Origin of the sequence: Candidatus Hecatella orcuttiae, assembly GCF_002009985.1 — an archaeon.
Classification (GTDB): domain Archaea; phylum Thermoproteota; class Bathyarchaeia; order Hecatellales; family Hecatellaceae; genus Hecatella; species Hecatella orcuttiae.
Window position 1 is genome coordinate 90107 of sequence record NZ_MTLX02000005.1, and the last position, 24830, is coordinate 114936.

The window sequence follows — 24830 nt, forward strand, 5'->3', positions numbered from 1 at the left end:
ATATCTGCCAGAAAAACGCCGGCAGCCTTCGAAGGGCCGTTTCAGTTTTTCGCCATGAATTTTTCCAGCCTGTCTAAGGCCTCCTCCAAAGTTTCCAGGGGAGGCAGGAAGACCATTCTGAAATGGCTGAAACCGTAGACCGTGTCAAACCCTGACCCGTGCACCAAGAGGACGCCGGTTTCGTCTAGGAGGCTTAGGGCGAAATCCCTGTCGCTTCCCCACCGGCTGACGTCCTCGATCTTGGGGAAGACGTAGAAGGCGCCCTCAGGTTTGGCGCAGCTTAGCCCTTTCATTTCGTTGAAACGCCTCCAGACGTAATCACGCCTCGCCCGGAGTTTCTCAACCATCTCTGGAATGTGGTCCTGCGGCCCCCTCAAGGCGGCCACCGCGGCCTTTTGCATGGGAGTGTTGGCGCTAAGCCTTATTCTCGCCTCCTTCTCGATGTTCTGCTTAAGGTCCCCCAGTTTCCCTTCAGGGTCGTGGATGTAAACGTAGCCCAGCCTCCACCCGGTCATCAGGTAGGTTTTGGAGAAGCCGTTGAGGCCTATGACCGGGGTTTCCCCGGCGACGGCGGAAGTGCTGGTGAATTTTCTGCCGTAGACTATTCTGTCGTAGATTTCGTCGGAGAAGACGGGAAGACCGTGTTGGGCTGCCAAGTCTACGATGTCTTTTATGGTTTGCTCCTCGTAGAGGGCGCCGCAGGGGTTGTTGGGGTTCACCACTACGATGCCGCAGGTCTTCGCCGTGACCTTGGAGGCCATGTCCTCCACATCCGGCTGCCAGCCGGCTTCCTCCACCGTCCTGTAGGCGACGGGTTTCCCCCCGAAGAATTTGATGAAGGCTGGGTAGGGCGGGTAGGATGGGCCGGGGACGAGGACCTCGGCTCCGGGCTCGACCAAGGCGGCCATGACCATTTGGATGCCTTCGGAAACACCGTGGGTGACGATGACGTCCTCCGGGGAAAGGTCCACGCGGTTGTATTTTTTCTCCTTCTCGCAGACGGCTTCCCTCAGCTCCGGGAGGCCTTCGGAGGGAGCGTACCAGTTGAAGTCCCCCTTCACCGCTTCGATGAGCGCTCCCTTAATGTGCTGGGGGGTGGGGAAGTCGTATTTGACTGGGTCGCCTATGTTCAGGTAGATCACCTTTCTCCCCGCCTTCTCCAACCGCTTGGCGTGGACGACCACATCCCTGATGGCGTATTCTATGTTTCGCACTCTTTCCGTGAGCTTTACCATCCCAAGCCAGCTCCCGTTCGGAGTATTACAGGGCATTCTGCCGCTTAAAACTTTCATGTTCGAGTCCTCCTTGAGGCAGGGGGTTCTAGGCTAAGCCTCGGCGAGGCTTCGGCGACCTACTGCGACAAACTCGTTCTTCACCGAGCAGACCTTCACCTTCAGCCCAGCTTTCCCTAAAGTTTCGACAAATTTTTCGGCACTAACCTTCTCTTTGAGGTGAGTGATGACGAAGACAGCTTTTTCCTTGGAAACTCTCACAAATTCTCGAAGAAATTTTTCCGAGTCTACGAGATTCTGAAGCAGAGTGAAGGCTGCGGAGAGGTTGAAGATTCTATCGACGAAAGGAAGTAGGCTGACGTCGCAGCGAACCAGGTGTATCTCCGCCGCGGAGGTTTTTCCTTTGTTTTTGGCCTTTTTCAGCATGTTTCGGGAAAGGTCGACGGCGAAGACTTCGCATTTTCGCTCTCCACCGGCTTGAAGGAACTCTGCAAAGAGCCCTGTGCCGCAGCCCGCGTCCAGAACCCTCCCTCCAGTGGCCAGTTCCGTAAGCCTAGAGGCTTGGAGGTATTTCTCCCTCTGCTCTTCCCCGTAGAGGCTGTCGTAGGAGTCGGCGATGGCGTCGTAGTGAGCCATGGTTTTTCTTTTTTCCAGCGTTTCCAAGTCTGGGAAAATCGACGGAGGCCCCCTTCTGCTGGCTTTTTTACTCTGGGAAAAATTCGCTCAGCTTACGGGTTTTCTCAAACTTTAAGACTTCGTAGCATCTCTTCAGCGACACAGGTTTAAACTCCAACCCTTCCCGGGAAAGGAGCGCTTGGGCTTCCCGGGTCAGGCTGGGCGCTGCGATGATGCCTCTGAGAGGTCTCTCCGTTCTCATGCCCACCGCTTTGATGTAGCGTTGCAGCTGACGCACCGCCTCCCGGCCCGCGGGATTCCGTTTGATCTCCACCACAACCAAGCGGCCTTCACTATCTTCCCCCACCACGTCAACAAACCCTGCGGCTCCCAGCTCCTTCTCGGAGGTCAACGGCCGGAAGTCTTCCCCAACCAGCTTCGGCGCGAGGAGGATAGCCCTCTTCATGTCCTGCTCCGAAACGTAGAGGGAGAAATCTCCCTCATCTGTGAGGGTCAAGGTTGACAGGTGGAGAACCCGGTTGAAAAATATGTTGAGGACTTCTCGGGGTTGAAGCCGGGCGGCTCTGATTCTGAGCTCCTCATCCTCCACCTCCACTTGGAAGACGCACCCAGCCGGCTGCCAGTTGACGGGCTCGTAGCCTTCAGGCCTGTGGACGAGGACGGAGCCGTCGGTTTTGATGATGAGAAGCCGTTCTCCCCATCCGAGGGTTGAGGAGGCTCTGCCTTCGTAGCTGACTTGGCAGTTTCCGCTCATGACCACAAGGTTATGTCTAGTCAGAGCTTCCCGAAGGATGTCTGCAGCATCCCTCAGTTTGGGGTTCTCAAAGGAGCGGACGGACGTGATTACTCCCCCGAACGTTTCTCCCTGAGAAGGAGGTCCCTCTCAACCCCCTAAGCCTCAGAGAAGCTGGCTGCTGAGCTTCTCCAAAGCGACCCTCGCCTTCAGCTTCAACTCCTCGTAGAGACTGTTCCCATGAGCGTCGATGGTGACCGTAAGCGGGCCGAAGTTTTCAACCCTTAGCTTCCACAGGGCTTCGGGAATTCCGAGGTCCAGCCACTTCACTCCTTCAACCCTCTGGACCCTCTCCGCAGCCAAGACAGCGGCTCCTCCGGTGAAGTGGCAGTAGACGGCGCCCCGTCGCTTCAGGGCTTCAGCCACCTCCCGACCCATGCCGCCCTTCCCTACGAGCATTCTAACTCCGTAAGCCTCCAGCAGCGGAGGCGTTAAAGCCTCCAGCCGGGAGCTGGTGGTGGGACCTGCGGCCAAGAGCTCCCAGCCCCCCTTCTTTCCCCTTCTGACCAAGGGTCCTGAATGGTAGATGACCGCTCCCTCCAAATTCACTGGAAGCCCCCTACCCTTCTGGGCGTATTCCACCAGCCGCAGGTGAGCTCGGTCTCGGGCGGTGAAGATAACTCCTGAAAGGTAGACGGTGTCCTTCACCCGGAGGCGTTGGACATCCGCTTTCTTTAGGGGGGCTGCCAGTTTAAACGTAGCCAAGCGCCGTCAGTCTCCTATTCCAGAATCTCCACCGAACGGTCGGAGTGAATACGGGCCGTGGCTCTTCGGTCAGCCCAGCATTGAAAATTCAAGGCCACAGGCAGGTTGGCCGTGTGGCAGTGGGCGTGCTCCACCTTGGCGTCTAGGACGGTGAACTTTCCACCTAGGCCCATGGGGCCTATGCCCGTCCTATTAGCCAGCTTAACCAGCCTGTTCTCCAGCTTTGAAACAGCTTCATCCGGGTTCCGGGACCCCAAAGGCCTGAGGAGGGCCAGTTTGGCCAGCTTGAAGGCCAAGTCCCCTGTCCCCCCTATGCCCACGCAGAGGACCGTGGGAGGGCAAGGCCGCCCCCCAGCCTCCACAACCCTGTTCACCACGAATTTTTCTACGCCTTTCTCTCCCTCCGATGGGGACAGGACGGCGAAGGCGCTCATGTTTTCGGAGCCCGCCCCCTTGAGGACGACGGTTAACTCCACCCAGTCTGAGTCGTTGAAGACCCACTCGATGTGGGGTATGCGCTTTCCCAGGTTGTTTCCGGAATTTTTCCGGGTTAAAGGGTGAACAGCGTTGGGTCTGAGGGGCAGCTGGGCAGTGGCTTCAGCTGAGGCTTTTTCCAAAGCTCTGCGGAGTTCGGGGAGGAGGGACGGCTTCCTCGTTTTCACATAAAAGGATATGAGGCCGGTGTCTTGGCATATAGGCCTTCCGAGCCGCTCAGCAGCTTCGATGTTGTCCAAGATGTTTTTAAGCTGGGTTTTCCCTGTGGGAGAAGTTTCCTCCCCGTAGGCTTTCCTCAGCCTTTTCTTAACATCCGAGGGAAGCCTGACGGAAGCCCTTCGGAGGAGGTGGAAGCCTGTTTCCCTGAAAACTTCAGCCCAAGAGCTCATTCCAATTCAGCAAACTCCTTTAAAGATATTTTCAGCCAGCTCTCCCTTTTAAAACTGTTCACAGTTCTTAAATAGAGGAAAAGCCTAAAAGGTCCTTCTGGGTAGGAGCACCTCCTTGGCTTGCGGACAAGAGGAATCCGGAGAAGGGAAAACTCCCCAGTATAGGGAGATAGAGGAGATCCCCGGAGTCGGCCCAGCCACAGCTGAGAAGCTTCGGAAGCTGGGCTACTCCACCATCGAGTCCCTAGCCACCGCCAGCTTAAAAGAGTTAACCCAAACTTTGGGGGAGAAAACCGCTTACACCGCCATCACAGAAGCTAGGAAATGCATCATATCCATTCCCTTCATGAGGGCGGACGAATACCTGAAGTTCCGCTCAACCGTCGAAAGGCTGACCACCGGATGTAAGGCTTTGGACGAACTTTTAGGCGGCGGGGTTGAGTCTCAAAGCATCACCGAGGTCTACGGCGAATATGGGACGGGGAAATCTCAAATCTGCCATCAGCTCTGCGTCAACGCTCAGCTTCCCAAAGAGCAGGGGGGATTGGACGGAGGCGTCCTTTACATCGACACCGAGAACACCTTCCGCCCTGAGCGCATTGTGCAGATAGCTAAGCATCTGGACTTGGATCCTGACAGGGTTTTAAGCCGCATAATCTACGCGGAGGCTTTAACCTCCGACCATCAGATGCACCTGCTGGACAATGCCAGCGCCCAGTTTAAGGAAAACAACATCAGGCTGATAATTTTGGATTCCCTCATCTCCCATTTTAGAAGCGAATTCATCGGAAGGGAAATGCTGGCGGAAAGGCAGCAGAAGCTGGAGAAGCACCTTCACAAACTCATCCGGTTGGCCCGGGCCTACAATGCTGTTGCCTTTGTCACAAACCAGGTGATGGCTAGGCCTGACGCTTTTCTTTCCGAAGCCGTAGGGCCCACGGGCGGCCACATTTTAGCTCACACAAGCCATACTAGGGTTTTTTTGAGGAAAGCCGCGGCGCCTCATGTCAGGATTGCCAGGCTGATGGTCAGCCCCTCCCTCCCCGAGGGAAGGGAATGCATCTTCAAAATCTCCGAGAGAGGCATAGAAGACACAGTCTTGGAAAAGAGGCGGTGAAAGAGGTAGCCCATGCAGATATCCAAGGCCTTTGTTCAAAGGTTTCATAAACTCAGGGTGGACCGGGATTTCGCCGGAGCTGAAAGGGAGCTGGAGGCTCTTCGAGGTAGACTGGCGAGGGCTGAGTGGGGCCGAGGCTACTTAGCGGCCTTGGAAGGAATGCTCACAGCCTACCGCAACAGAAACGACAAGTACGCTCTCATTAACAGGTTTCCCTCCAGCAAGGAGGAAGTAGCCCCCCTCCTGGAGGAGTTTCGTCTGAAGTCGAAGAGCTACGTGAGCTCTGACTACGACAGGGGTTTCTTTCACGCTTGGGCTGACTTCGCTCAACTGGTGGCTGAGGGGCTCATCGAGGTTGAGAAGCCGACTGAGGTGAAAGAGGAGGAACTTGAAAGCCCCGCCTCCTAAGGCCGGCTACATGGCAAACCTCACAATCATGGTGTGGAAGAACACCCAGAAAGCAAACCAGACGATGATGTAGGCGAAAACTCCCTGAAGGGCGAGGTCTCTTTTTTTGGGGAGCTGCTCAGGCTTTATGGCGAAGGCATACCGCAGCACCACGTAGGAGAGAATGTAGATGCCGATGGCGAGGAAAAGGGCTAAAAACTTGGAGGCCTCGAAAAATCCCTCCACGTTCAGGTAGGCTGTGAGGGCCGCGGCTGCGAAGGCAAGGCCGAATCTAAACCACCAGATTTTGTCGACAAGCCTCAACCGGCGCCACCTGTCCTCTCCAAGGATGTCACAGCGAACATCTTCCCCCGTCGGTGGGCATCTGCCATCTTTCGGGCTAGATTAAACTATCTGCTAAAAGGATATAAACTCTGTTAGGGCGGCTTCTTCCTCCGAAGATATTTATCCCCCAGTCCTCTCTAAGTTTAGGGGCCTAAGGCCGGTTTGAAGAAGAACAGGGTGAAGACGCAGCCGAGCAGCTTCGACTTGGCGGTTCTATCCGCGGAGTTAGACAGGGCGCTGAAAGACTACTACGTGGACAACATCTACCAAGTGAACCCGACCACCCTACTGGTGAAGTTGAACAAGCCTGCCTCACCCGTCAGAAACCTCCTCATCGAAGCTGGGAGAAGGGTTCACCTCACCGCTTACTCGGTGGAAAAACCTCTGAGGCCTCCGCCCTTCTGCTCCGCCCTCCGAAAGTACCTCCTCAACGGCAGGGTTTCAAAGGTGGAGCAGCCCGACTTTGAGAGAATGCTCATTCTTCACATCTTCGCGCATGGTGAAAACTTCAAGCTGGCTGCTGAGTTCTTCGGGAAAGGCAACATCATCCTGACGGACGGTGAGGACAAGGTGCTCCATGCCCTAGCGCAGAGAAAAACCAAGGACAGGCTCGTGGCCCGCGGCCGGAAGCTTGCCCCACCACCCCCCCTAGGCCTCGGCCAGAGGCCTTCCAGCCCGGAAATACTCTTGGAAAAGTTGAAGCTGGAGAAAGTCGAGGTGGTTAAGGCTCTTACTCGAATATATGGGATTGGAGGCACCTACGCGGAGGAAATTCTCCTCCGAGCCGGTGTGGACAAGAAGCTGGCCGGAGGGGAGGTGACGTTCACCATGGCGGAGAGGATCTTCCAAGCCGCTCAGAGGGTTTTCCGGGAAATCGAAGACCCCCGGCCTTCGGTGGTGCTGGATGAAGACGGTGAACCCTTGGACGTCGTTCCCTTCCCCCTCCAAGTCTACTCCGGAAAAAAGGTGGAGAGCTATCCTAGCCTCAACGAGGCCTTCGACGAGTATTTCACCAAGCTTGAAACAGGGAAGGCTGAAGGGGAACGCCAGGCAAAGGTCGCCTCCAAGCTCGGGGAGCTGAAGAGAATCCTGAAGGAACAGGAAGCCAAGCTCGGGGAGCTGGAAAAGGAGGAAGCCCGGCATCGAAAGGCGGGGGAAACCATCTTCCACCACTCCCTAGAACTCCAGAGCCTCCTCCGAGAGGTGGAGAAAAACGTCCTCAACGGAAAGCCTTGGCCGGAAATCAGCCGGGAGATCGATTTGAGGAAAAACAAGGGCGAGACCCCTTACTCTTGGGTGGTGGGGCTCAATCCCAAAGACCGCCGGTTAAGGCTTTCAGTGGAGGGTTTAGAATTCGACCTCACCGTCGGCAAGTCGGTGTACGAAAACGCCTCCGCCCATTTCCAGGAGTCAAAGGACCTCCGAGGGAAAATCTCAAGCCTGAAAGAGGCTCTAGGGGAAACACAGCGGAAGATGGAGGCCTTGGAAAAAGACCTAGAGGCCCTGAGGGAGCAGCCCCTGCATCCTGTTAAGGTTAAGGAAAAAAAATGGTTTGAAAAGTTTAGGTTCTTCTTCACCTCCGGAGGCTTTCTCGTCGTGGCCGGCAGGGATGCCTCCTCCAACGAGGCTCTGGTTAAAAGATACGCGGAGCCTGAGGACCGGGTTTTTCACACAGACATAGCAGGCGCCCCCTTCGCCGTTGTCAAAACCGGGGGGAAACAACCCTCCGAATCCGACCTTCGGGAAGCCGCCCAGTTCGCCGTCTGCTACAGTCGAGCTTGGCGGGAGGGCTTGAACGCCGCCGACGCCTACCATGTGAACCCCGGCCAGCTGAGTAAGGCTGCTCCCTCAGGCCAGTATTTGGGGAGAGGCGCCTTCTCCGTCAGCGGGCCTCGAATGTACATTCGAAACATCCCCCTAAGAATAGCCCTAGGAGTCAAGCTGGAGGGGGGGATGCCTCAGGTTTACGCTGCGCCCCCGCAAGTTTTCCAACCCCCACAGCCCCACGTTGTGTTGGCTCCGGGGAACCTGCGCGCCAAAGAACTCGCCCTAAAAGTAAGGTCCACCTTAGCGGGGAAGACGCCCAAAGAATGGAGAGATGCTGTGTTGAAGATTCCCTTGGAAGACTTCATCGCCCTCATCCCCTACGGCAGGGGATGCATGGTAAGCTGAGGAAGAAAGTTTTTGGCGAGAATCCGCCGCCTCCAGTTTACACAGCTCTGTTCCTCCGATGGAAAGTAGCGCAGACAAGTTGAAAGCGTAAATAGGCTTCGATGCCTCCTATTCTCTAACTGAGCAGGTGAAACAGATGTCAGCGGAGGAAAGAATTAAAAACTATGCAGTAGAGTGCGGAGCTTTGGCGGCTGGAATCGCCAGCGTGGAAGACATCAACCGGTATGCCCCTGAGGGGCATAGGCCCGACGACATCCTGCCCGGCGCCAAAAGCGTAGTGGTGACAGGCGGGCCGCCTACGACGGCGGGAGCTTGGAGAAGCCCCAACCCGCGTATAACCACCCTCACGAGGGTCTACCCCATGATAAGGGGAACCGTGGTCATGAAACTCGCCGCCCTGATCGAAAGGGAATATGGATACTACGCTGTTTTTTACGACGGCCAAGCTGAGTCAGGGCATAATCCTTTCCTAAGCCTAAAACTCTGCGCTGAAATGGCCGGGCTGGGAACAAGAGCCCTAGCCGGAGGCGTGATATTAAACAGAGACCACGGCCTGCTAAACTTCAGCTGCGTGGTCACCTCCATGCCTCTAAAACCCGACGGTCCGATGGAGGAGCCTGTATGCCCGCATCATTCCTGCATCAAAATCTGGGAAGCGAAACATACGACACCGTGCTTGGAAGCCTGCCCCACATGCCTCTCAGGCTTCCTTGAAGGAGGAAGAATAAAATGGATGCAGTTCCGCCGATACCTCTGCGAGCCTCGGGCTCAAACCACCTCGACCACGGCCTTCCGCCAAAAGCTTTTGGAAATTGTCAACGAAACCGACCTTGAAAAGAGAAAGCAGATGGTCTACGGAGAGTTTTTCAGCCGTATAGTCAGGTCCTTGGCCTTTTCCAGCGAACTGGTTGGCGGATGCATCGAATGCCTCAGACACTGCCCTGTCTGCATAAAGGCCACTACGCTGAGGCCTATCCCGAGGGGTGGAAAACCTTGAAGCTGACATTCGCAGAACTATACCGGAGACACAGGGATACCGTGTTCCAGTTAAGTTTGGCGATTCAAAATTACGATGGAAAAACCTACACGCCTCCGCCGCTCTCCGACAAGGCGATAGCTGAAAAAATAGGGCTGACCGCCGAAGAGGTTAGAGAAATCCGCTGCCTAGCCGAAGCCGACGCTCTGCCGGCCAGCGTTTGGGCGGAGGCTGACGTGTTCAAAAACGAAAGAGCTAAAAAATTTCGAAGAGCCGAGAAAATTTGACCGCCCTTAAGACGTTGCCCTCGGTTAGGGTTTCCTTTTGAACAGGTATGCTCCCAGGAAGAGGAAGCCTACGCACACGCCTACGAGGACGGAGAGGTCGAGGAGGAGGGGTAGGGCGTTTTCTCCGCTGAAGAATCCCCGCAGCGCGTCCACCCCGTAGGTCATAGGATTCACGTAGGAGAGAATCCTCATCCACGTAGGCACCCCGGTGAGGGGGAAGAAGGCTCCGCTGAGGAAGAACATGGGCATGACGATGAAGTTCATGATCAACTGGAAGCCGTGGGGATCCTCCATCGTCGAGGCGAAGGAAACTCCCAAGCTTACAAAGGCCAGAGAAATCAGCATGCACACGCCCACCATGGCCAGCGTGGGGAGCACCCCGGGAAATCTGCCTACGACCAAGATAGCCAAACCCAGCATGGCAAGGCCTTGGACCATGGAAGTGGAGGCGCCTCCCAAGGTTTTTCCCAAAACGATGGATGTGCGAGAGACGGGGGCTACCAAAATTTCTTTGAGGAACCCGAACTGCTTGTCCCAGAGGACGGAGACCCCTGAAAAGACGGAGCTGAAGAGGAGGGCGATAGCCACGACCCCCGGAGCCAGAAACGCGAGGTAGCCTCCTTTCAGGCCTGGGAAGACGAAGGAGGAGCTGAACCCCACGCCGAAGAAAACCAGCCACATGAGGGGCATGGCTATGGCGCTGGCAACTCTGGACTTCGCCCTCGCGAAGCGCTTCACTTCCCTAAGCCACAAAATGTAGACGGCTCTCTTCTCAATCGTGGCTTTTCACCTCTTCATGAGCAGGCGCATCCTCTCCATGGGGCTTGTTTCCTCCTCCCTTATCCTCCGCCCGGTGTAGGTGAGGAAGACATCGTCCAAGGTCGGCCGGTGGAGGTCCACGGAGTTCACTTCCACCTCCAAGGACTCCGCCAGCTCTAGGACTTGAGGGATCATCTTGGCAGCATCGTAGACGGTGAGGCAGAGGGTTCCCTCCGCGGTTTTAACGGCTCTGACAGCCTGGTTCTCCTTGAAGGCTGAGGCTAAGGCATCCGCCTTCCCAGCCACCTTCAACTCGATGATGTCCCCGCCCAGCAGGTCTTTCAGGTGTTTAGGCTCGTCGCAGGCGATGATCTTTCCGTAGTCGATGATGGCCACCCGGTTGCAGAGGCTGTCAGCCTCGTCCATGTAGTGGGTGGTGAGGAAGATGGTCACCCGCTCCCTCCGGTTCAGCTCCCGGATGTAGTCCCAGATGTGACGGCGGGTTTGGGGGTCTAAGCCCAGAGTCGGCTCGTCGAGGAAGAGCACTTTAGGGTGGTGCATGAGGCCGCGGGCGATCTCCAGTCTCCTCCGCATCCCGCCTGAGTAGGTCTTCACCAGTCTGTCGGCTTTATCCTCCAATTCCACCATCTTGAGAAGCTCGGTGATTCGCTCTTTGATTTCCCCCGTAGCCATGCCGTAGAGTCTCCCGTGGAAGTCCATGTTCTCTCTTCCCGTGAGGTTCTCGTCGAGGCTGGGGTCTTGGAAAACTATGCCTATCGACTTCCGCACCAAGTCAGGCTCCTTCGCCACATCATAGCCTGACACCTTAGCCACGCCGGAGGTCGGCTTCAGCAAGGTGCAGAGCATGTGGATCAGCGTAGTCTTCCCGGCGCCGTTGGGCCCTAGGAAGCCGAATATCTCAGACTCAAAGACCTCCAGGGAAACACTGTCCACAGCCCTAACTTTCCCATCGTAGACTTTCGTCAGGTTTTGAGCTTCGATGACTGCCAAAGCTTCTTTACACCTATACACTCATGGAGACCGTAGGCTCTGATAAGCATAGCCCAAGTCGAATGCTGGCCGGCTTGGAAAAATCCAAAAGCCCGAGGAAGCCTACCTTTCAACTTTCTCCGTAAGCTTTAAAACCGGTGAAAGCAGCCTCTCCGCTTCCTCATCCCCCGTCTGGGTGATCCGGAAGGCTTTCATCCCGTCTTTGTCCACTCCCGCCGAAGTCAGCCTGCCTGTGGTGACCAGCTTGTTCAGGGTGTCGTTGAAATTAGCCGGAGCGGCCAGACGGGCTTCCGCGTAGGCTTCTTGAAGGTCTCGGGCGTTAACCGTCTGAAGCCCTCTCACGTTGTAGAGGTAGTAGACGATGAGCAGCGCCTTCTCGGTGTGAGCTTTCACCCCGGACCTTTTAAGCACCTCCACCAAGGACAGCTCCCCGAGAGAAAGCGCGGCTGGAGCCTTGGGTGTAAAGGCTGGAGGTGGGACTTGGGCGGACGGCAGCCGGCTTCGGGTGAACTCTTCCGCCACCTCCTTCATCAGGCTTAGATTATCTCTCACCGCCTCTAAGATGCTTCTCAGGGATTCTCCAAATCCTTCGGTTTTCCAGCCTTTGAGCTCGATGGTTAAGGGCCCTAAGCTCAACTTCAGGAGGTTTCCGTTTCTCTGAAGCGCGGTTTCTCTTTCTTCTCCCATTTCTCCCTCACCATTAAGAGGTTCTGAGGATAATAAAGCTAGTATCCTTAGAGCAGAGGCTCTCTACCTAGCGTAAGGCTGTCCGCCTATTCTAAACATTTATTTTCTCAGCGGAGATCATGTGATAGGGTTAAGCCTCATGCCTATCGAGTTAGATGAAGTTGACTTGACTATACTTAGGGAGCTGATGGAGGACGGAAGGAAGGCCTTCCGCCAGATAGCCAAAGCAGCCCAGGTGAGCACTCCCACCGTTGAAAGCCGTTTCAGAAAGATGCTCAACATGGAACTCATCAAGAAAATAGCCCCCATCCTCGACCCGAACAAGATCGGCTACGGGGTGGTGGCCACCGTTACCTTGAACGTGGAGGTTCCCCGCCTTGAATCCATCCTCCACACCCTCTCCCAGCGGGAGGAGGTAAGAAGTCTCTACGTGGTAGCCGGGGAAGCCAACCTGCTTCTCCAAGTTTTCTTCCAGAACATAAGGGAGCTCCAAGACTTCCTTCAGACAACCTTGGGGAAGATGGAAGGCCTGACCGTTGTGTCCAGCCACGTCGTCACAAGGGTGGTGAAGGAGGAAAGCTCGGTGGTGATCAAGCCCCGAGCCGGCCTCCGCCTGTCCTGCGACTACTGCGGCCGGGAAATCTGCGAAAAGCCGGGGGTCTTGGAAGTGGGAGGCGGGGAGCGGTATTTCTGCTGCAAACTTTGTCTTGAAGCCTACCGGGAAAAGTACAGGGAAAGAATAGAGAAGATCTCGGAAGGAAGCCGCTGACTTTTCAAGCCTTACCTAATTCTCACATACTGGTAGGCCCCGGTGAGGCTGTGGAAGCAATAGTGAACCTTCTGGTACTGTTTCCTGAACTCAGCCACCTTGCTTCTGACTTTTTCAGGCGGCTTCCCGTCGACGATGACCTGTTTGAGGAAGTCGGCTATCTCCTCCATCTCAGGCTCCCTCATTCCCAGCCGGGTTACCTCGGAGGTTCCGAGGCGGATGCCGCCGGGGTTCTGGTAGTGGCGTCCCATCTTGATGTCCCAGGGGAGGAGGTTTCTGTTGGTGATGATGTTGGCGTTTTCCAGCTTCTTCTCCAAGGTTCCCCCATCTCCGTAGGGGGTGATGTCCACCCAGACCACATGGGATTCAGTGAAGCCTTTCTTCTCCCCTAGGACTTTGAGCCCCCTCTCCCAGAGCGCTTGGGCTAGGGCTTTGGCGTTTCTGACAACCTGCTTCATGTATTCTCTTCCAAACTCCAACATTTCCGCCAGCATGACCGCTACTCCTGCCACAGCGTGGAGATGATGGTTGCTGACAAGCCCTGGGAAGGTTACCTTCTTCACCTGTTCAGCGTAGGTTTGGCGGGCGACGATCATACCGTGCTGAGGGCCGGGGAGAGTCTTGTGGGTGCTCATGGTCACGGCATCAGCGCCCTCCCGTAAGGGGTCTTGAAACAGGCCGCAAGCTATCAGTCCAGCCACATGGGCGGCGTCGTAGACCACTTTCGCCCCGGCTTCGTGGAAGGCCTCCGCCAGCTCCCTCACCGGATGGGGGAAGGGGAGGACGCTTCCTCCGAACATGGCCAGTTTAGGCGGGTCCTTTTCCCTGACCATATCCCTCAGCCTCTTCCTGGTTTCCTCCACGTCGATGTTCAGGTCTTCATAGCTGTAGGGGAAATACTCCACGCGGAGCCTTCGGGCTATGCCGGCGGTGCCGCCTAGCTCTCTCTTTCCCGTGGTTATGTGCCCCCCGCAGGGTATGGAAAGGGCGAACATGCGGTCGTGGGGTTCGGTGAAGAGGGAGTAAACAACGAGGTTGGCGACCACCCCGGAGATAGGCCGGACGTCGGCGAATTCAGCTCGGAAAAGCTTTTTCGCCATTTCGCTGCAGAGCATCTCCACCCGGTCGATGTACGGGCATCCGGCATAGACTCTTTCCCCCGGCCAGCCTTCAGCGTAGCGGTTTCCGAAATCGGTGGCCAAAGCCTCCCGAACCGCGGGGCTGGGAATGTTCTCGCTGGCTATGAGGGGGATCACTTCTCTAAACCAGCTGTGATGTTCCTCTAAAAGCCTCAGAACCTGGTCGTAGTAGGTGTGAGCATAGGACACAAGGGAGTCCTCCTGAACTCTTTCTCAATAGTATGCAGTAGGATAAAAGAATTCTCGGCCTTTGAAGGGGAAATTCAGCTTTTCTAGGCTGAAAACTCTGGCTTAAATCCTAGAGACCTACCCTAAAATTGAAGTAGGCTAAATATTGTAGTTTGAGATATATTTAGTTAAGGTGAACTTTTTGACTCATCAAAAACTACCCAAGGATGTGCTGTGCGGAATCTACTCTCCAGGGCGGCGGCTGGTTGAGTTCGCCGTGGAAAAGAAGAACGTGGTAGGGGCTTTGGCGAAGATCTCAGGCGAAATCGCCCGGCTGGGCGTAGACGTTTTCTCAGGTTTCCTCACAGCGTATCCGGGTGAGGAGCGTTCGCTGTGGAGTTTTGTCGCCGACTTGACAGGCCTTGATTTGACGCCTGAAAAGGTTGCGGAGGAGCTTAGAAAACTCGATGTGGTGTTGAATGTCAGATACGCGGAAGCGAGGCTCGACGGCTTGATCATCGACGACTTGCACTTTCCCCTGAAGGCTTCGCTGGGGGAAAGAAACATTCTCATACGCGTCAAGTCAGTGGCAGACATGTTTGATAGGATCTTTAAAGACTTCGGCACCGGCGGAGTGGCCATCGTCTACAAGATGGGTCTAGAGGCGGGGAAGCGCAAGGCAGAAGCCACCAAGGCCCACTACAGAGTAGACGGGCGGGAGATGTTGGAAATAATCTTGGCTGAACGGATAGCGAAAGGCTGGGGAATCCCAAGGCTGATAGAATTCAACCAAGAAGAGGCTGAGGCTACGGTGGAGGTTCAGGAACTGTTCGAATGCACCCCCTACAAGGGGAGGCTGAAGGAAGCCCGGAGCCATCTTTTCAGGGGGTACCTCAGCGGAGTGCTGACTGTGCTGTTTGGCAGAGAGGTTTTAGTCTCCGAGGTTGAGTGCATCGCCAAAGGAGACCCCTACTGCAAGTTTAAAGTTTCATAACTCATATACTTAAGATGATTAGGGGAAGGTTTTGTCCGAGAAAAGTATGTTGGAGAAGCTCCAGGGCTATTATTCCGTTGAACTGTATTCAGAAATCGAGTACAAGAGGTTCGCCGATAAGACCGATAACGTCTACGCCAAAAGCTTGTACACGAAACTGGCTGAAGATGAAAGGCGGCATCAAGGAATACTGAAGGACATCGCTGCATTCTACCATCCGGATTGGAGAGACATCCTAGTAGAGGTGAAGCCTTCGACTCCCATCCAACCCGAGAAACTAACCATCACCTCCGAAGTTCAAGAAGCCTACCACGCTATGAAATTCCACCTGAAACTGGAGTTCCTAGCCGTGACGGAATACAGGAAGACAGCCCAAGAAACCCGGGAGCCCAAGCTCAGAGACCTATGGTTGAATCTAGCATCCGACGAGGAAAGACATCACCGCGAGATAAACTCCCTACTCCAAGCCTTCGAAAAAGCCTACAAAGAGATTATAAAATAGACCGCCCGGCTTCTACTCAACTTTGACGTGGAAAAAGCTTCTTGTGCTTTTACAGAGCCAGACTAGGAAGAGCATGAAGGGAACTTCGGTTAAGACTCCCACAACGGTAGCCAAAGCCGCCCCTGAGGCTAGGCCGAATAGAACCGTAGCCACAGCGATGGCCACCTCGAAATGGTTGCTTCCCGCGATGATGGCAGTGGGCGCAGCGTCCTCATAGGAGAGATGGATGACCTTGGAAAGCAGATAGGCTATTCCGAAGACAAGGAGGATGTTGGCGAAGATACCCGTTGCGATCATTCCGATCACCAAGGGCTGCTCCACCACCACGTAGCCCTGCAGGGAAAACAGCACCACCAAGGTGATGAGCAAGGCGACGACGGAGGCCCTGCCCAGCCGGGGGGCAAGTCTCAAGTTAAACCACTCGAGGCCCCTCCTCTTGATGGTTTGGCTTCGCGTAATATAGCCTGCGATGAGAGGGACGACGATGTAGACCGTCACGGCGAAGGCTATGGTCTCCCAAGGAACCACGATGCCGGAAATCCCTAGGAGATAAACAGCCAAAGGAGCGTAGAGGACCACCATGGTCAGGGAATTTATAGCCGTCATGACAAGGGTGTGCCCCATGTTCCCGCGGGCTAGGTAGCTCCAAACGAGGACCATGGCAGTGCAGGGGGCGACGCCTAGGAGGATCAGTCCCGCCCTGTACTGGGCGGAAAGCTCCGAAGACAGGAAAGGGGCGAAGACCACACCTAAAAATAGCCAAGCGAAGAAGGCCATGGTGAAAGGCTTCACCGCCCAGTTGGCGAAGAGGGTGGCGGCGATGGGCTTAGGGGTCTTCCCCGCCTTCACAACCTCTTTAAAATCAATCTGCACCATGATGGGGTAGATCATGGCGAAAAGGCAGACAGCGATGGGAATGGACACGTAAGCCACGGTCAACTTGCTGAGAACGTCGGATATCTGCGGGAAAAGCCTCCCCAAGCCAATGCCGGCGATTATGCAGAGAACCACCCAGACGCTCAGGTATTTCTCCCAAACCCCCAGCCTTCTTTCCTTCGTAGCCATCCCACCGGCACGCTCAGGAGCGATATTTCTTTCGTCTTTCTTATTATTGACTTTCTATTTGAATTCAATCAACTATGCTGACGCATCTATATGAGTTTGGTTCTGATAAGAAAATATAGGGTAAAAAAAGGCCTTTTTACGCGCTAAGATTTTTTGAGCAGCTTTACCAAAAAAGGCGCAGTGATAAGCATAATCATCCCATAGACAGCGGAAGGTAAAGCCACCTCAGGGCTGAAGAATTGGAGGGCGACGGCGGTTCCGACGCCGAATTCCTTCATGCCGACGGTAAACATGTAGGTCTTAGAGCCTCCCTCAAACTTCATCAATTTTCCAGCTAGGGAGCCGATTAGGTAGCCGCTGAGGTTTAGGATCAGCAGCAACACAGCTAACCAGATGACGCCTATGCTTAGGATGGCCTCAGCATTGCTGGATGCCACGGTGAATATCAGCAGGACCACCATAACTGACGACAGAGAGGAAAACCGCTCCCTGTATTCTGCCAGTTTTTGAAATCTTGTCCGCAGCAAGGAGCCTAAAATGACAGGTAAGGCTACAATGAGCAACAGTTCCATCAGCATTTCACCCGCGTCTACAGCCACCGACCTCCCAGCAAACAGCGAAAGCAACAGGGGCATGATGAAGGGTGCCACTAGGATGGAGCTTCCCATGATAGCTGTGGCGAGGGCGAGGTTTCCGCCTGCAAGGTAGACCATCAAGGCGGAGGTTATCTCAGAGGGAGCAACGCCGATTATCAAGATGCCTAGGGCGGTGTGGGGGTTTTCTGCCCAGAATGTGAGGGACAGAGCTACAACCGGAATCACGGAGTATTGAACCCCCAGCGCGGCCAGTATTTTTTGAGGGGTTCTCGCCACTCTTCCGAAGTCTTGGAAGGTAAGTGTTAACCCCAAACCTAGAATCATCACGAACAAGATGGGGTCTACGTAGTGGGAGAGAAAGGAAAATTTGGGAAACAGCACGCCGGTGATCGCGAAAACGATCACCAGAAACAGAAGGTTGTCGTTAATCCATCTGGATAATCCCATGGATAAGGCCCTTAGGGAAAAAGATGGAGGCTCAAACAATTAAGCCGTTCGCAGGCGGCTGCCTATCACTTAGATAAACAACCAAAACCCATATAATACCAAGCCCTTACATGTCTTTAGCCATGACCCTCCGCTCCAGACAGCTTAAAACCCCCAACCTCAGACAGGTTTCTCTCGTCTGCGGCTTCCCGGACATGGGGTTTGTGGGAAAGCAGTCCGTGGACTATCTCATCCAAGAGCTTAAAGCAGAGCTTTTCCGGGAGCTCTACTCCTCCCACTTCCCTCCCCACGTCCTCATCCGGAAAGACGGCACGGTGGAGCTGATGAAAAACGAATTCTACTACTGGAAGAACCCGGAAGGGGCGTGGGACCTCGTGTTTTTCACAGGGAACACTCAAGCAGCCTCCCCCGAGGGACAGTTCGAGGTGGTGGAGGAAGTGCTAAACCTAGCTCAAAAATACGGTGTTCAAAGAATCTTCACTCTCTCCGCCCACGTGGTAGAGTCCCGAAGCCCTGATAAGCCCCCCAAAGTCTATGGGGCTGTCACCCATGTTGAACTGGTGAAACTTCTGGAGAAACATGGAATCGCCCTCCTAGAACGGGGACTCATCGAAGGTGTTCAAGGACTTCTCCTAGGGGAGGCTAGGCTCCGAGGGATGGAGGGCCTCTGCCTCTTAGGGGAAACTCCCGCCTTTACCACTCCTTCAGGCCGGCCTATTGTGGACGCTAAATCCGCGAGGGCTGTGTTGGAGGTGTTAACCAAACTCCTAGGCATACAGGTCAGCATGGCCGAACTGGAGAAGCAGGCTAAGCTGACGGAGGAGTTCATCCTGAAACTGGAGAAACTCGAGCAAAGCGTGTTGGAGAAGATGGTGAAAGCCCGACCTCCCGGGCAGTCCTACTACGTGTGAGGAGAGGAAAACCGGTTGACGGTCTCACCCTCCTGCAAGGTCAGATTCCTGTTCAAGCCCAAAGTATCCGCCCCCACAGCTGTAGTGGGCTCTCCGGGGCTCAGGTCCATCGGCAAGCTGGCCTTAAACCTTCTCAGGGAGCAGCTTCAACCTAAGCTTTGGGCTGAGCTTTACTCCCCCAGCTTCCCGGCTGTGCATCAGACTCGCCCATCCTACGCCTCCCAGCCAAGCCTCCCCGGCTGGGCCGGCGGGTTGTTGGAAGGGAAAGCCCTAAGCCTACCTAGGGTTAAATTTTTCCTAACCTCCGCTCCGACCCCGTTGGTGGTGGTTGAAGGCTACCACGCCAACTTCCAGGGCCAATACGAGGTGGCGGAGAGGGTTGTAGAACTCCTAGGGGAGCTGGGTGTCAAAAGAATGTACGTGCTGGCCGGTTACGGGTTGGAGGGGGCGGAGGTAGCCTGCGCCGCCACCAGCCTAAACCTCTTGGAGGAGGCTAAGAAGTTCGGGCTTGAACCCGGCTACGAAGGCCCTTTCATGGGCTTCTCCGGCCTCGTCTTCGGCTTAGGAATGTTAAAGGGCATCGAAGGCCTCTGCCTGTTTGGGAAAACCCAGCCTGACCCCGCGGAGCCGGAAAACCCCGACCCGCAGGCGGCCGCTGCGGTGGTGAGAAAGCTGGACGCCATCCTAAACCTCCGCCTAGACTCTTCCCGCCTCATGGGTGAGGGAAAAGAAGGTCGAAATTGAGTTGGGCAGCTGCCAGGAAAACAAAGCCTCAGCTTTCTCTTTCCAAAATTTCGAGGAAACCCCCCGCCTCCAAGAAGCCTGCAGGGAAATAGCCAAAAGGCTTCTCGCAGCGCCTTCGCCAAACCGCCGGGAGCTCAGCCGAATTAAGGCGGAGGTCTCAAAACTTTACGGCCTCCCCCAGCTGCCTGCCAACGCTCAGATCCTCCAAGCGGCGGAAAACTTAAGCCCAGCCGGCTTTCTCCAAGTTTTACGGAGGAAAGCCGTTCGGAGGACCAGCGGCGTCACGGTCATAGCCGTCATGACCGCGCCTCATCCCTGCCCCCACGGCCGCTGTCTCTACTGCCCCGGCGGGCCTGAGCAGGGGGTTCCCCAAAGCTACACCGGCCACGAGCCGGCTTCCCTGCGGGGGCTTCAGAACGACTTCGACCCCGGGAGGCAGGTGTGGAGCCGCATCCGCCAGTTGAGGGCCATAGGGCATGCGGTGGACAAGGCGGAGCTCATCGTTATGGGAGGCACCTTCCTTTCCACGCCTCCCAGCTACCAGGAAGACTTCATCCGAGGCTGCTTGGACGCCTTGAACGGTTCACCTTCCCGCAGCCTTTCCGAAGCTAAGTTGAAGGCGGAGAGGGGTGAAATCAGAAACGTGGGTATCACCGTGGAAACCCGGCCTGACTGGTCTCGGGAGTCCCACATCGACCGGATGCTGGAGCTGGGGGTAACCCGGGTTGAGCTGGGGGTGCAGACTCTCTACGACGATGTTTACCGTTTGGTAGGCCGGGGGCACGCTGTGGGGGATGTGGCGGAGGCGGCGAGGATGTTGAAGGACGCAGGTCTGAAGGTCTGCTTCCACATGATGCCCAACCTCCCCGGCTCCGACTGGGAGAAGGACCTGAAAATGTTTCAAACCCTGTTCGAGGACGAGGCCTTCAAGCCTGACATGCTGAAGATCTACCCGACAGTCGTCTTGGAGGGCACAGGCCTCCATGAAATGTGGAGGAAAGGAGCCTACCTGCCTTACCCCCAAGAAGACCTGGTGGAGCTTCTCGCCCGAGTTAAAGCCCAGCTGCCCGGCTGGGTGCGGATTCAGAGAATCCAGCGGGACATCCCCCTCCCAAAAACATGCGCAGGGGTGAAGACAGGCAGCCTCAGGGAAGTAGTCCGGAAAGCCATGGCGGCTCGGGGGTGGCGGTGCCGGTGTATTCGATGCCGGGAGGTGGGGCATTCCCAGTTGAAGCGCGGCCTCAGACCTAAACCTGAAAACATCAGGCTTAAGGTGGAAAAGTATCCGGCCTCCGAGGGTGAAGAGGTTTTTCTCTCCTACGAGGATGTGGAGCAGGATATTCTGGTAGGTTTCCTCCGGCTGCGGAAACCTTCCCCCAAAGCTCACCGCTGCGAGGTGGGAGGAGGCTCTCTCATCGTCCGAGAGCTCCACGTCTACGGTCCCATGTTGCCTTTGGGGGTGAGGGAGGAGGAGGGATGGCAGCACCGGGGCTACGGGAGGTCCCTGCTGAAGGCGGCGGAGAAAATCGCTGTGGAAGACTACGGGGCGGAGAAAATCCTGGTAACCGCAGCTCTAGGGGTTAAAGAGTATTATTACCGGCTGGGCTACAGGAAGGAGGGCCCCTACGTGGCCAAGGAGCTCAGGGGGTAAAGACTGTGGAAAAGGAGGAAATCTCAGGCTACAGGCATCAGGCCTTGGATGCCTTGAGGAAAGCCGGTGCGAGGGTGGGAGACAAGGTGAAGGTGGAAAGGGAAGGTGAAGCAGTGGAGGGAATCCTCATGCCCCGAACTCAGCTGGGCGACCCTAACTATTTGGTCTTGAAGCTGGCCAGCGGCTACAACATAGGCGTGAAAGTCAACGGGCGGGCGAAAGTGGAAGTAGTAGAGTCCAAGGCTAGGCCCCCGGGCGCTCCGCCCTTCGCGCCCCCGGAAGAGAAGCCGGACCTACCCTTGGTGGAGGTCATAGGCACAGGGGGAACCATCGTCAGCCGGGTGGAATACCGCACAGGAGCCGTCTACCCGGCTCTCTCCACCGAAGACCTCTACCGGGCGGTGCCGGAGATTTCCAGCATCGCCAGGGTGAGGGCCCGAGTGCTCTTCAGCCTCCTCAGTGAAAACGTCTACCCTCCCCACTGGGAGAAGATGGCGGAGGCTGTGGCTGAAGCCTTGGAGGAAGGCGCGGCCGGAGTGATAGTGGCCCACGGCACCGACACCATGGGCTACACGGCAGCCGCCCTCAGCTTCGCCCTCCAAGACCTACCCGCCCCCGTCATACTGGTAGGCTCCCAGCGGTCCTCCGACAGACCCAGCTCCGACGCCGCCTTGAATCTTATGGCGGCCGTGAGGGCTGCGGCCTACGGTCCCTTCGCCGAAGTCGGCGTGGCCATGCATGAGTGGGTCTCCGACGAGGCGGTGGTCATCCACCGGGGAACCAAGGTGAGGAAATGCCACACCAGCCGCCGGGACGCCTTCAAGACGGTGAACGCTTCCCCCCTAGCCCGAGTGTCCGACGGAAAGCTGACCATGCTGGCGTCGGAGGGCTTCAGGCCTCGGAACCCTACGGGAAAGGTGAGGGTGAAGCCTCGCTTCGACCCTAAGGTGGCTTTGGTTAAGTTTCACCCCGGCTTCAACCCTGAAGTCATCGACTGGTATGTGGACCGGAAATATCGGGGAATAATCCTGGAAGGCACAGGCCTAGGCCATGTAGCCCGGCTTTGTTATTCCCACCTCCGAAGGGCCTTGGATGAGGGTCTCTTCGTGGGTATGACCTCCCAATGTCTCTGGGGAGAGGTCCGCATGACGGTCTACGAGGTGGGCAGGGAGCTCTCAGCCTTGGGAGTGGTTCCCCTAGGGGATATGCTCCCTGAAACCGCCCTAGTTAAGGCCATGTGGGCCTTTGGGCAGGTTTCCGAAAAGGAGGAAGTGCAACGATTGATGCTCACCAACTTGGCGGGAGAGCTTTCCTCCCGGATTCTCCTCTGACAAAGTGGGAAGGTGTAGGAGGTTGGATGTCGACTACAGGGAGCTGGGAACCAAGGTAGGGATAGAAATCCACAGGCAGCTGGACACCCAATATAAGCTGTTCTGCAACTGCCCCACCCACCTCACCCGGGAGGAGGCGGAGACCATCTTCCTCCGCCGGCTGAGGCCCACGGCCAGTGAGCTCTGGGAAGTAGACACAGCGGCCCTCTTCGAGTTTCAGAAAGGCCTCACCATCCTCTACGAAGCCGACCCCAAAACCTGCTGCTTGGTGGAAATGGATGAGGAGCCCCCCCACGACCTAAACCCTGAGGCTGTGGACATCGCCCTCCAAGCAGCCTTTCTCCTGAAGGCTAAGCCTGTGGAGGAGATCCATGTCATGAGGAAGATCGTCATCGACGGCTCCAACACCTGCGGCTTCCAGAGAACCTGCGTTGTGGCCTTAGGCGGGGAGGTGGAAGTGGAGGGCCGGAGGATACCCCTCCAAGCCATCAGCCTCGAAGAGGACGCTGCCAGAAAGATGGAGGCCCGGGGGGACAGGGTTGTCTACCGCCTGGACAGGTTGGGCATTCCCCTCATCGAGGTCGCTACCGCTCCGGCCATGACTACTCCCCGGGAGGCGGAAAGCGCAGCTTTAGCCATAGGAAGAGCCTTACGGGGCACGGGGAAGGTTAAGAGAGGCCTAGGCTCCATCCGGCAGGACCTCAACATTTCCATCCGCCGAGGCGCCCTCATAGAAGTAAAAGGGGTCCAGGAGCTGGGCCTCATCTCCAAGGTGGTGGAAAATGAAGTCCGCCGGCAGCTGGGCCTCCTCAAGATAAAGGAAGAGCTGGAAAGCCGAGGTCTGAAGGCGGAGGAGCTGGTCTTCGCTCCAGTGGACGTGACCTCCCTCTTTCAGGCTTCCAAGAGCACCGTCATCCGGAGGGCTTTGGCCTCAGGCGGTCGGGTTTTAGCCTTGGCTCTCCCTAAGTTGGCCGGCCTCTTAGGCTGGGAGCTGGGGCCCAACCTCAGGTTTGGAACGGAGCTGGCGGATAGGGCTAAGTTCTTCGGAGGCGTGGGGGGGCTTTTCCACACCGACGAGCTTCCCGGCTACGGCATCACCCCCCAAGAGGTGGAGGCGTTGAAGGCTCAGCTGGGCCTCAGCCCCCTGGACGCGGCTGTGCTGGTGGCTGACCGGGCGGAGAGGGCGGAAAAGGCCTTGGAGGCGGTGGTGGAACGGGTGAAAGAGGCCCTCCAAGGGGTTCCTGAGGAAACTAGGACAGCTCGCCCCGATGGCTCCACCCGCTACATGAGACCTCGGCCCGGCTCGGCTAGGCTTTACCCGGAAACAGACATACCTCCCATCCTCATCACCCCGGAAAGGTTGGAGAGGCTGAAGGCGGTGCTTCCTCCTTCTCCAGAGCAGCTGGCAGCCCGGCTTATGGAGCGGTTTAGCATCAACAGGAAGCTGGCTGAACAGCTGGTGGACTCGGACTATCTCTCTCTCTTCGAAAAAGTGGCGGCAGAAGGCCGGATTTCTCCCTCCTTTGTGGCCACCGCTCTCACCGAGACCATGAAAAGCTTGGAAAGAAAGGCGGTGCCCGTGGACAGCCTAAGCGACGAGCAGCTCTATGGAGCCTTCACCCTCATCGGGGAGGGGAAAGCCGCCAAGGAAATCTTCCTCGAGCTGGTGGAGGAAATGGCCGCCGCTGGTGTCTCCCCCGAGCAGGCGTTGGAGCGGCTGGGCGTCCGAATGCTGAGCATGGAGGAGCTGGCGGCTGTGGTTGATAAACAGGTTAAAGAGCACCCTGAGCTGCTGGCGGAAAAGCCTGAAAAAGCTCTAGGCCGGCTGATGAAGATGGTCATGAGCCAAGTCCGCGGCAAAGCTGACCCCAAAACAGTGGCAGGCCTGCTGAGGGAGAAACTGGAAGACCGTCACTCCTCCAGCAGGAACACCTGAACCGTCAGCGGGCTGCCGTGGGTGAAGCGGCCGTTAACCCGGACGGCTCCCCGCCCCTCCCTCCCCTGGTAGGCTCCGAAAACTTGAGCCTCCCTAAGAAGGCGGCGGGGAGGGTGGGAAACCTTCTCCCCCGAACATTTAACCTCCACCAGAAACCTTCTGCCTCGGTAGACGATGAACATGTCCGGGGTTGTCCCGTTGACCGTGTCCGCCTTCCCAGCGTAGCCGTCGATGTCCACCCCCAGGCGAGCTGCCACATCTTCCAAGGCGTTGACGGTGAGCTCCACGGACTGCACCGCCATCCCCCGTCTGGCTTCCCCCCTTCCTCGGCCGGAGGACTTCGCCTCCAAGGCATAGCTTCGAAAACTCTCCAGAAGAGGGGTGGAGAAGTAGACTTCCCAGCGCTGCCGCTTCTTTTCCTTGAAAGGGATGTCTGCGAGGAGGGTGAGTTCGAGGAAGCCTGGTGTGAGACTTTGGTTCATGGGCCTTGGGTTTATTTAGGTGTTCGGGCTTTAAATATTTTACGTATTTTTACGTAAAAATCCGAAAAACTTATAAGAGCCACCCGCCATAAAAATATGCGAGA

At 56.4% G+C, this 24830-nt stretch carries 26 protein-coding genes; 13 read left to right on the top strand and 13 right to left on the bottom strand.

Annotation, left to right across the window (positions count from 1 at the left end; translation table 11 throughout):
• Nucleotides 1-41: 41 nt before the first annotated feature.
• From BWM17_RS03300 to BWM17_RS03320, 5 genes are all read right to left on the bottom strand, one after another.
• Nucleotides 42-1235: an aminotransferase class I/II-fold pyridoxal phosphate-dependent enzyme gene (locus tag BWM17_RS03300; protein WP_309492497.1), complete on the bottom strand. Its 1194-nt coding sequence runs from the start codon at nt 1233-1235 to the stop codon at nt 42-44.
• 90 nt (nt 1236-1325) lie between these two features.
• Complete coding sequence (locus BWM17_RS03305; RefSeq protein ID WP_309492498.1) at nt 1326-1895, bottom strand: class I SAM-dependent methyltransferase; 570 nt, start codon at nt 1893-1895, stop codon at nt 1326-1328.
• Nucleotides 1896-1935: 40 nt separating this feature from the next.
• Nucleotides 1936-2712 carry an endonuclease NucS gene (gene nucS, locus BWM17_RS03310; protein WP_309493715.1) on the bottom strand — a complete coding sequence of 259 codons (777 nt, stop codon included), beginning with the start codon at nt 2710-2712 and terminating at the stop codon, nt 1936-1938.
• Nucleotides 2713-2766: 54 nt separating this feature from the next.
• The gene (locus BWM17_RS03315; RefSeq protein WP_309492499.1) at nt 2767-3366 is read right to left on the bottom strand and encodes a FumA C-terminus/TtdB family hydratase beta subunit; all 600 of its coding nucleotides are present in this window, start codon (nt 3364-3366) and stop codon (nt 2767-2769) included.
• Between the two features lie 14 nt (nt 3367-3380).
• Nucleotides 3381-4250 carry a fumarate hydratase gene (locus BWM17_RS03320; RefSeq protein ID WP_309492500.1) on the bottom strand — a complete coding sequence of 290 codons (870 nt, stop codon included), beginning with the start codon at nt 4248-4250 and terminating at the stop codon, nt 3381-3383.
• Nucleotides 4251-4365: 115 nt separating this feature from the next.
• On the opposite strand from BWM17_RS03320, the gene radA reads away from it, so the two are divergent.
• Together radA and BWM17_RS03330 are read left to right on the top strand one after the other, a co-directional pair.
• Nucleotides 4366-5367, top strand: a complete 1002-nt coding sequence (radA, locus tag BWM17_RS03325) for a DNA repair and recombination protein RadA (RefSeq protein WP_309492501.1) — start codon at nt 4366-4368, stop codon at nt 5365-5367.
• Between the two features lie 12 nt (nt 5368-5379).
• Nucleotides 5380-5775, top strand: coding sequence for a hypothetical protein (locus BWM17_RS03330; protein WP_309492502.1), 396 nt, complete (start codon nt 5380-5382; stop codon nt 5773-5775).
• A gap of 6 nt (nt 5776-5781) precedes the next feature.
• On the opposite strand, the gene BWM17_RS03335 is transcribed toward BWM17_RS03330, so the two are convergent.
• On the bottom strand, nt 5782-6078 hold the full coding sequence (locus tag BWM17_RS03335) for a hypothetical protein (protein WP_309492503.1): 297 nt from the start codon (nt 6076-6078) through the stop codon (nt 5782-5784).
• Nucleotides 6079-6261: 183 nt separating this feature from the next.
• Between BWM17_RS03335 and rqcH the strand changes: the two genes are divergently transcribed.
• The 3 genes from rqcH to BWM17_RS03350 all read left to right on the top strand — a co-directional run bounded on the left by rqcH (nt 6262) and on the right by BWM17_RS03350 (nt 9534).
• Nucleotides 6262-8271 (top strand): ribosome rescue protein RqcH, encoded by a 2010-nt coding sequence (gene rqcH / locus BWM17_RS03340; RefSeq protein WP_309492504.1) that lies wholly within the window; start codon nt 6262-6264, stop codon nt 8269-8271.
• Nucleotides 8272-8407: 136 nt separating this feature from the next.
• Nucleotides 8408-9268 carry a hypothetical protein gene (locus tag BWM17_RS03345; RefSeq protein WP_309492505.1) on the top strand — a complete coding sequence of 287 codons (861 nt, stop codon included), beginning with the start codon at nt 8408-8410 and terminating at the stop codon, nt 9266-9268.
• Nucleotides 9265-9534 carry a hypothetical protein gene (locus BWM17_RS03350; protein WP_309492506.1) on the top strand — a complete coding sequence of 90 codons (270 nt, stop codon included), beginning with the start codon at nt 9265-9267 and terminating at the stop codon, nt 9532-9534. The genes BWM17_RS03345 and BWM17_RS03350 overlap by 4 nt, the downstream gene beginning before the upstream one ends.
• A 24-nt stretch (nt 9535-9558) precedes the next feature.
• On the opposite strand, the gene BWM17_RS03355 is transcribed toward BWM17_RS03350, so the two are convergent.
• The 3 genes from BWM17_RS03355 to BWM17_RS03365 all read right to left on the bottom strand — a co-directional run bounded on the left by BWM17_RS03355 (nt 9559) and on the right by BWM17_RS03365 (nt 11991).
• Entirely contained in the window at nt 9559-10287 is a 729-nt protein-coding gene (locus BWM17_RS03355) for an ABC transporter permease (protein WP_309492507.1), read from the bottom strand.
• Nucleotides 10288-10320: 33 nt separating this feature from the next.
• Nucleotides 10321-11304 (bottom strand): ATP-binding cassette domain-containing protein, encoded by a 984-nt coding sequence (locus BWM17_RS03360; RefSeq protein WP_309492508.1) that lies wholly within the window; start codon nt 11302-11304, stop codon nt 10321-10323.
• Nucleotides 11305-11406: 102 nt separating this feature from the next.
• On the bottom strand, nt 11407-11991 hold the full coding sequence (locus BWM17_RS03365) for a hypothetical protein (RefSeq protein WP_309492510.1): 585 nt from the start codon (nt 11989-11991) through the stop codon (nt 11407-11409).
• A 139-nt stretch (nt 11992-12130) separates the two neighbouring features.
• On the opposite strand from BWM17_RS03365, the gene BWM17_RS03370 reads away from it, so the two are divergent.
• Nucleotides 12131-12760: an Lrp/AsnC ligand binding domain-containing protein gene (locus BWM17_RS03370; RefSeq protein ID WP_309492511.1), complete on the top strand. Its 630-nt coding sequence runs from the start codon at nt 12131-12133 to the stop codon at nt 12758-12760.
• An 11-nt stretch (nt 12761-12771) separates the two neighbouring features.
• Here BWM17_RS03370 and glyA read toward each other — a convergent pair whose 3' ends face one another.
• Complete coding sequence (glyA, locus tag BWM17_RS03375; RefSeq protein ID WP_309492512.1) at nt 12772-14088, bottom strand: serine hydroxymethyltransferase; 1317 nt, start codon at nt 14086-14088, stop codon at nt 12772-12774.
• A gap of 181 nt (nt 14089-14269) precedes the next feature.
• On the opposite strand from glyA, the gene BWM17_RS03380 reads away from it, so the two are divergent.
• Nucleotides 14270-15061: a V4R domain-containing protein gene (locus tag BWM17_RS03380; RefSeq protein WP_309492513.1), complete on the top strand. Its 792-nt coding sequence runs from the start codon at nt 14270-14272 to the stop codon at nt 15059-15061.
• A gap of 31 nt (nt 15062-15092) precedes the next feature.
• Nucleotides 15093-15563 carry a ferritin family protein gene (locus tag BWM17_RS03385; RefSeq protein ID WP_309492514.1) on the top strand — a complete coding sequence of 157 codons (471 nt, stop codon included), beginning with the start codon at nt 15093-15095 and terminating at the stop codon, nt 15561-15563.
• A gap of 12 nt (nt 15564-15575) precedes the next feature.
• Here the strand turns inward: BWM17_RS03385 and arsB are convergent, their stop codons facing one another.
• Complete coding sequence (gene arsB / locus BWM17_RS03390; protein WP_309492515.1) at nt 15576-16628, bottom strand: ACR3 family arsenite efflux transporter; 1053 nt, start codon at nt 16626-16628, stop codon at nt 15576-15578.
• A gap of 143 nt (nt 16629-16771) precedes the next feature.
• Complete coding sequence (locus BWM17_RS03395) at nt 16772-17671, bottom strand: bile acid:sodium symporter family protein (protein WP_309492516.1); 900 nt, start codon at nt 17669-17671, stop codon at nt 16772-16774.
• A gap of 110 nt (nt 17672-17781) precedes the next feature.
• Here BWM17_RS03395 and BWM17_RS03400 point away from each other — a divergent pair, with 110 nt between their 5' ends.
• The 5 genes from BWM17_RS03400 to gatE are packed head-to-tail and all read left to right on the top strand — an operon-like array spanning nt 17782 to nt 24244.
• The gene (locus BWM17_RS03400; RefSeq protein WP_309492517.1) at nt 17782-18582 is read left to right on the top strand and encodes a proteasome assembly chaperone family protein; all 801 of its coding nucleotides are present in this window, start codon (nt 17782-17784) and stop codon (nt 18580-18582) included.
• A 15-nt stretch (nt 18583-18597) separates the two neighbouring features.
• Nucleotides 18598-19326: a PAC2 family protein gene (locus BWM17_RS03405; protein WP_309492518.1), complete on the top strand. Its 729-nt coding sequence runs from the start codon at nt 18598-18600 to the stop codon at nt 19324-19326.
• A 1-nt stretch (nt 19327) separates the two neighbouring features.
• The gene (locus tag BWM17_RS03410; protein WP_309492519.1) at nt 19328-20977 is read left to right on the top strand and encodes a tRNA uridine(34) 5-carboxymethylaminomethyl modification radical SAM/GNAT enzyme Elp3; all 1650 of its coding nucleotides are present in this window, start codon (nt 19328-19330) and stop codon (nt 20975-20977) included.
• A gap of 5 nt (nt 20978-20982) precedes the next feature.
• Nucleotides 20983-22308 carry a Glu-tRNA(Gln) amidotransferase subunit GatD gene (gene gatD, locus BWM17_RS03415; RefSeq protein WP_309492520.1) on the top strand — a complete coding sequence of 442 codons (1326 nt, stop codon included), beginning with the start codon at nt 20983-20985 and terminating at the stop codon, nt 22306-22308.
• A 22-nt stretch (nt 22309-22330) separates the two neighbouring features.
• Nucleotides 22331-24244: a Glu-tRNA(Gln) amidotransferase subunit GatE gene (gene gatE / locus BWM17_RS03420; protein WP_309492521.1), complete on the top strand. Its 1914-nt coding sequence runs from the start codon at nt 22331-22333 to the stop codon at nt 24242-24244.
• On the opposite strand, the gene BWM17_RS03425 is transcribed toward gatE, so the two are convergent.
• Nucleotides 24220-24726: a hypothetical protein gene (locus BWM17_RS03425; RefSeq protein WP_309492522.1), complete on the bottom strand. Its 507-nt coding sequence runs from the start codon at nt 24724-24726 to the stop codon at nt 24220-24222. The genes gatE and BWM17_RS03425 overlap by 25 nt on opposite strands.
• Nucleotides 24727-24830 lie beyond the last annotated feature (104 nt).

Coding starts and splice junctions, on each gene's coding strand:
- arsB (WP_309492515.1), bottom strand. CDS start 16,628: ATGGCTACGAAGGAAAGAAGGCTGGGGGTTTGGGAGAAATACCTGAGC.
- BWM17_RS03320 (WP_309492500.1), bottom strand. CDS start 4,250: ATGAGCTCTTGGGCTGAAGTTTTCAGGGAAACAGGCTTCCACCTCCTC.
- BWM17_RS03395 (WP_309492516.1), bottom strand. CDS start 17,671: ATGGGATTATCCAGATGGATTAACGACAACCTTCTGTTTCTGGTGATC.
- BWM17_RS03400 (WP_309492517.1), top strand. CDS start 17,782: ATGTCTTTAGCCATGACCCTCCGCTCCAGACAGCTTAAAACCCCCAAC.
- BWM17_RS03300 (WP_309492497.1), bottom strand. CDS start 1,235: ATGGTAAAGCTCACGGAAAGAGTGCGAAACATAGAATACGCCATCAGG.
- BWM17_RS03425 (WP_309492522.1), bottom strand. CDS start 24,726: ATGAACCAAAGTCTCACACCAGGCTTCCTCGAACTCACCCTCCTCGCA.
- BWM17_RS03345 (WP_309492505.1), top strand. CDS start 8,408: ATGTCAGCGGAGGAAAGAATTAAAAACTATGCAGTAGAGTGCGGAGCT.
- BWM17_RS03365 (WP_309492510.1), bottom strand. CDS start 11,991: ATGGGAGAAGAAAGAGAAACCGCGCTTCAGAGAAACGGAAACCTCCTG.
- BWM17_RS03330 (WP_309492502.1), top strand. CDS start 5,380: ATGCAGATATCCAAGGCCTTTGTTCAAAGGTTTCATAAACTCAGGGTG.
- BWM17_RS03370 (WP_309492511.1), top strand. CDS start 12,131: ATGCCTATCGAGTTAGATGAAGTTGACTTGACTATACTTAGGGAGCTG.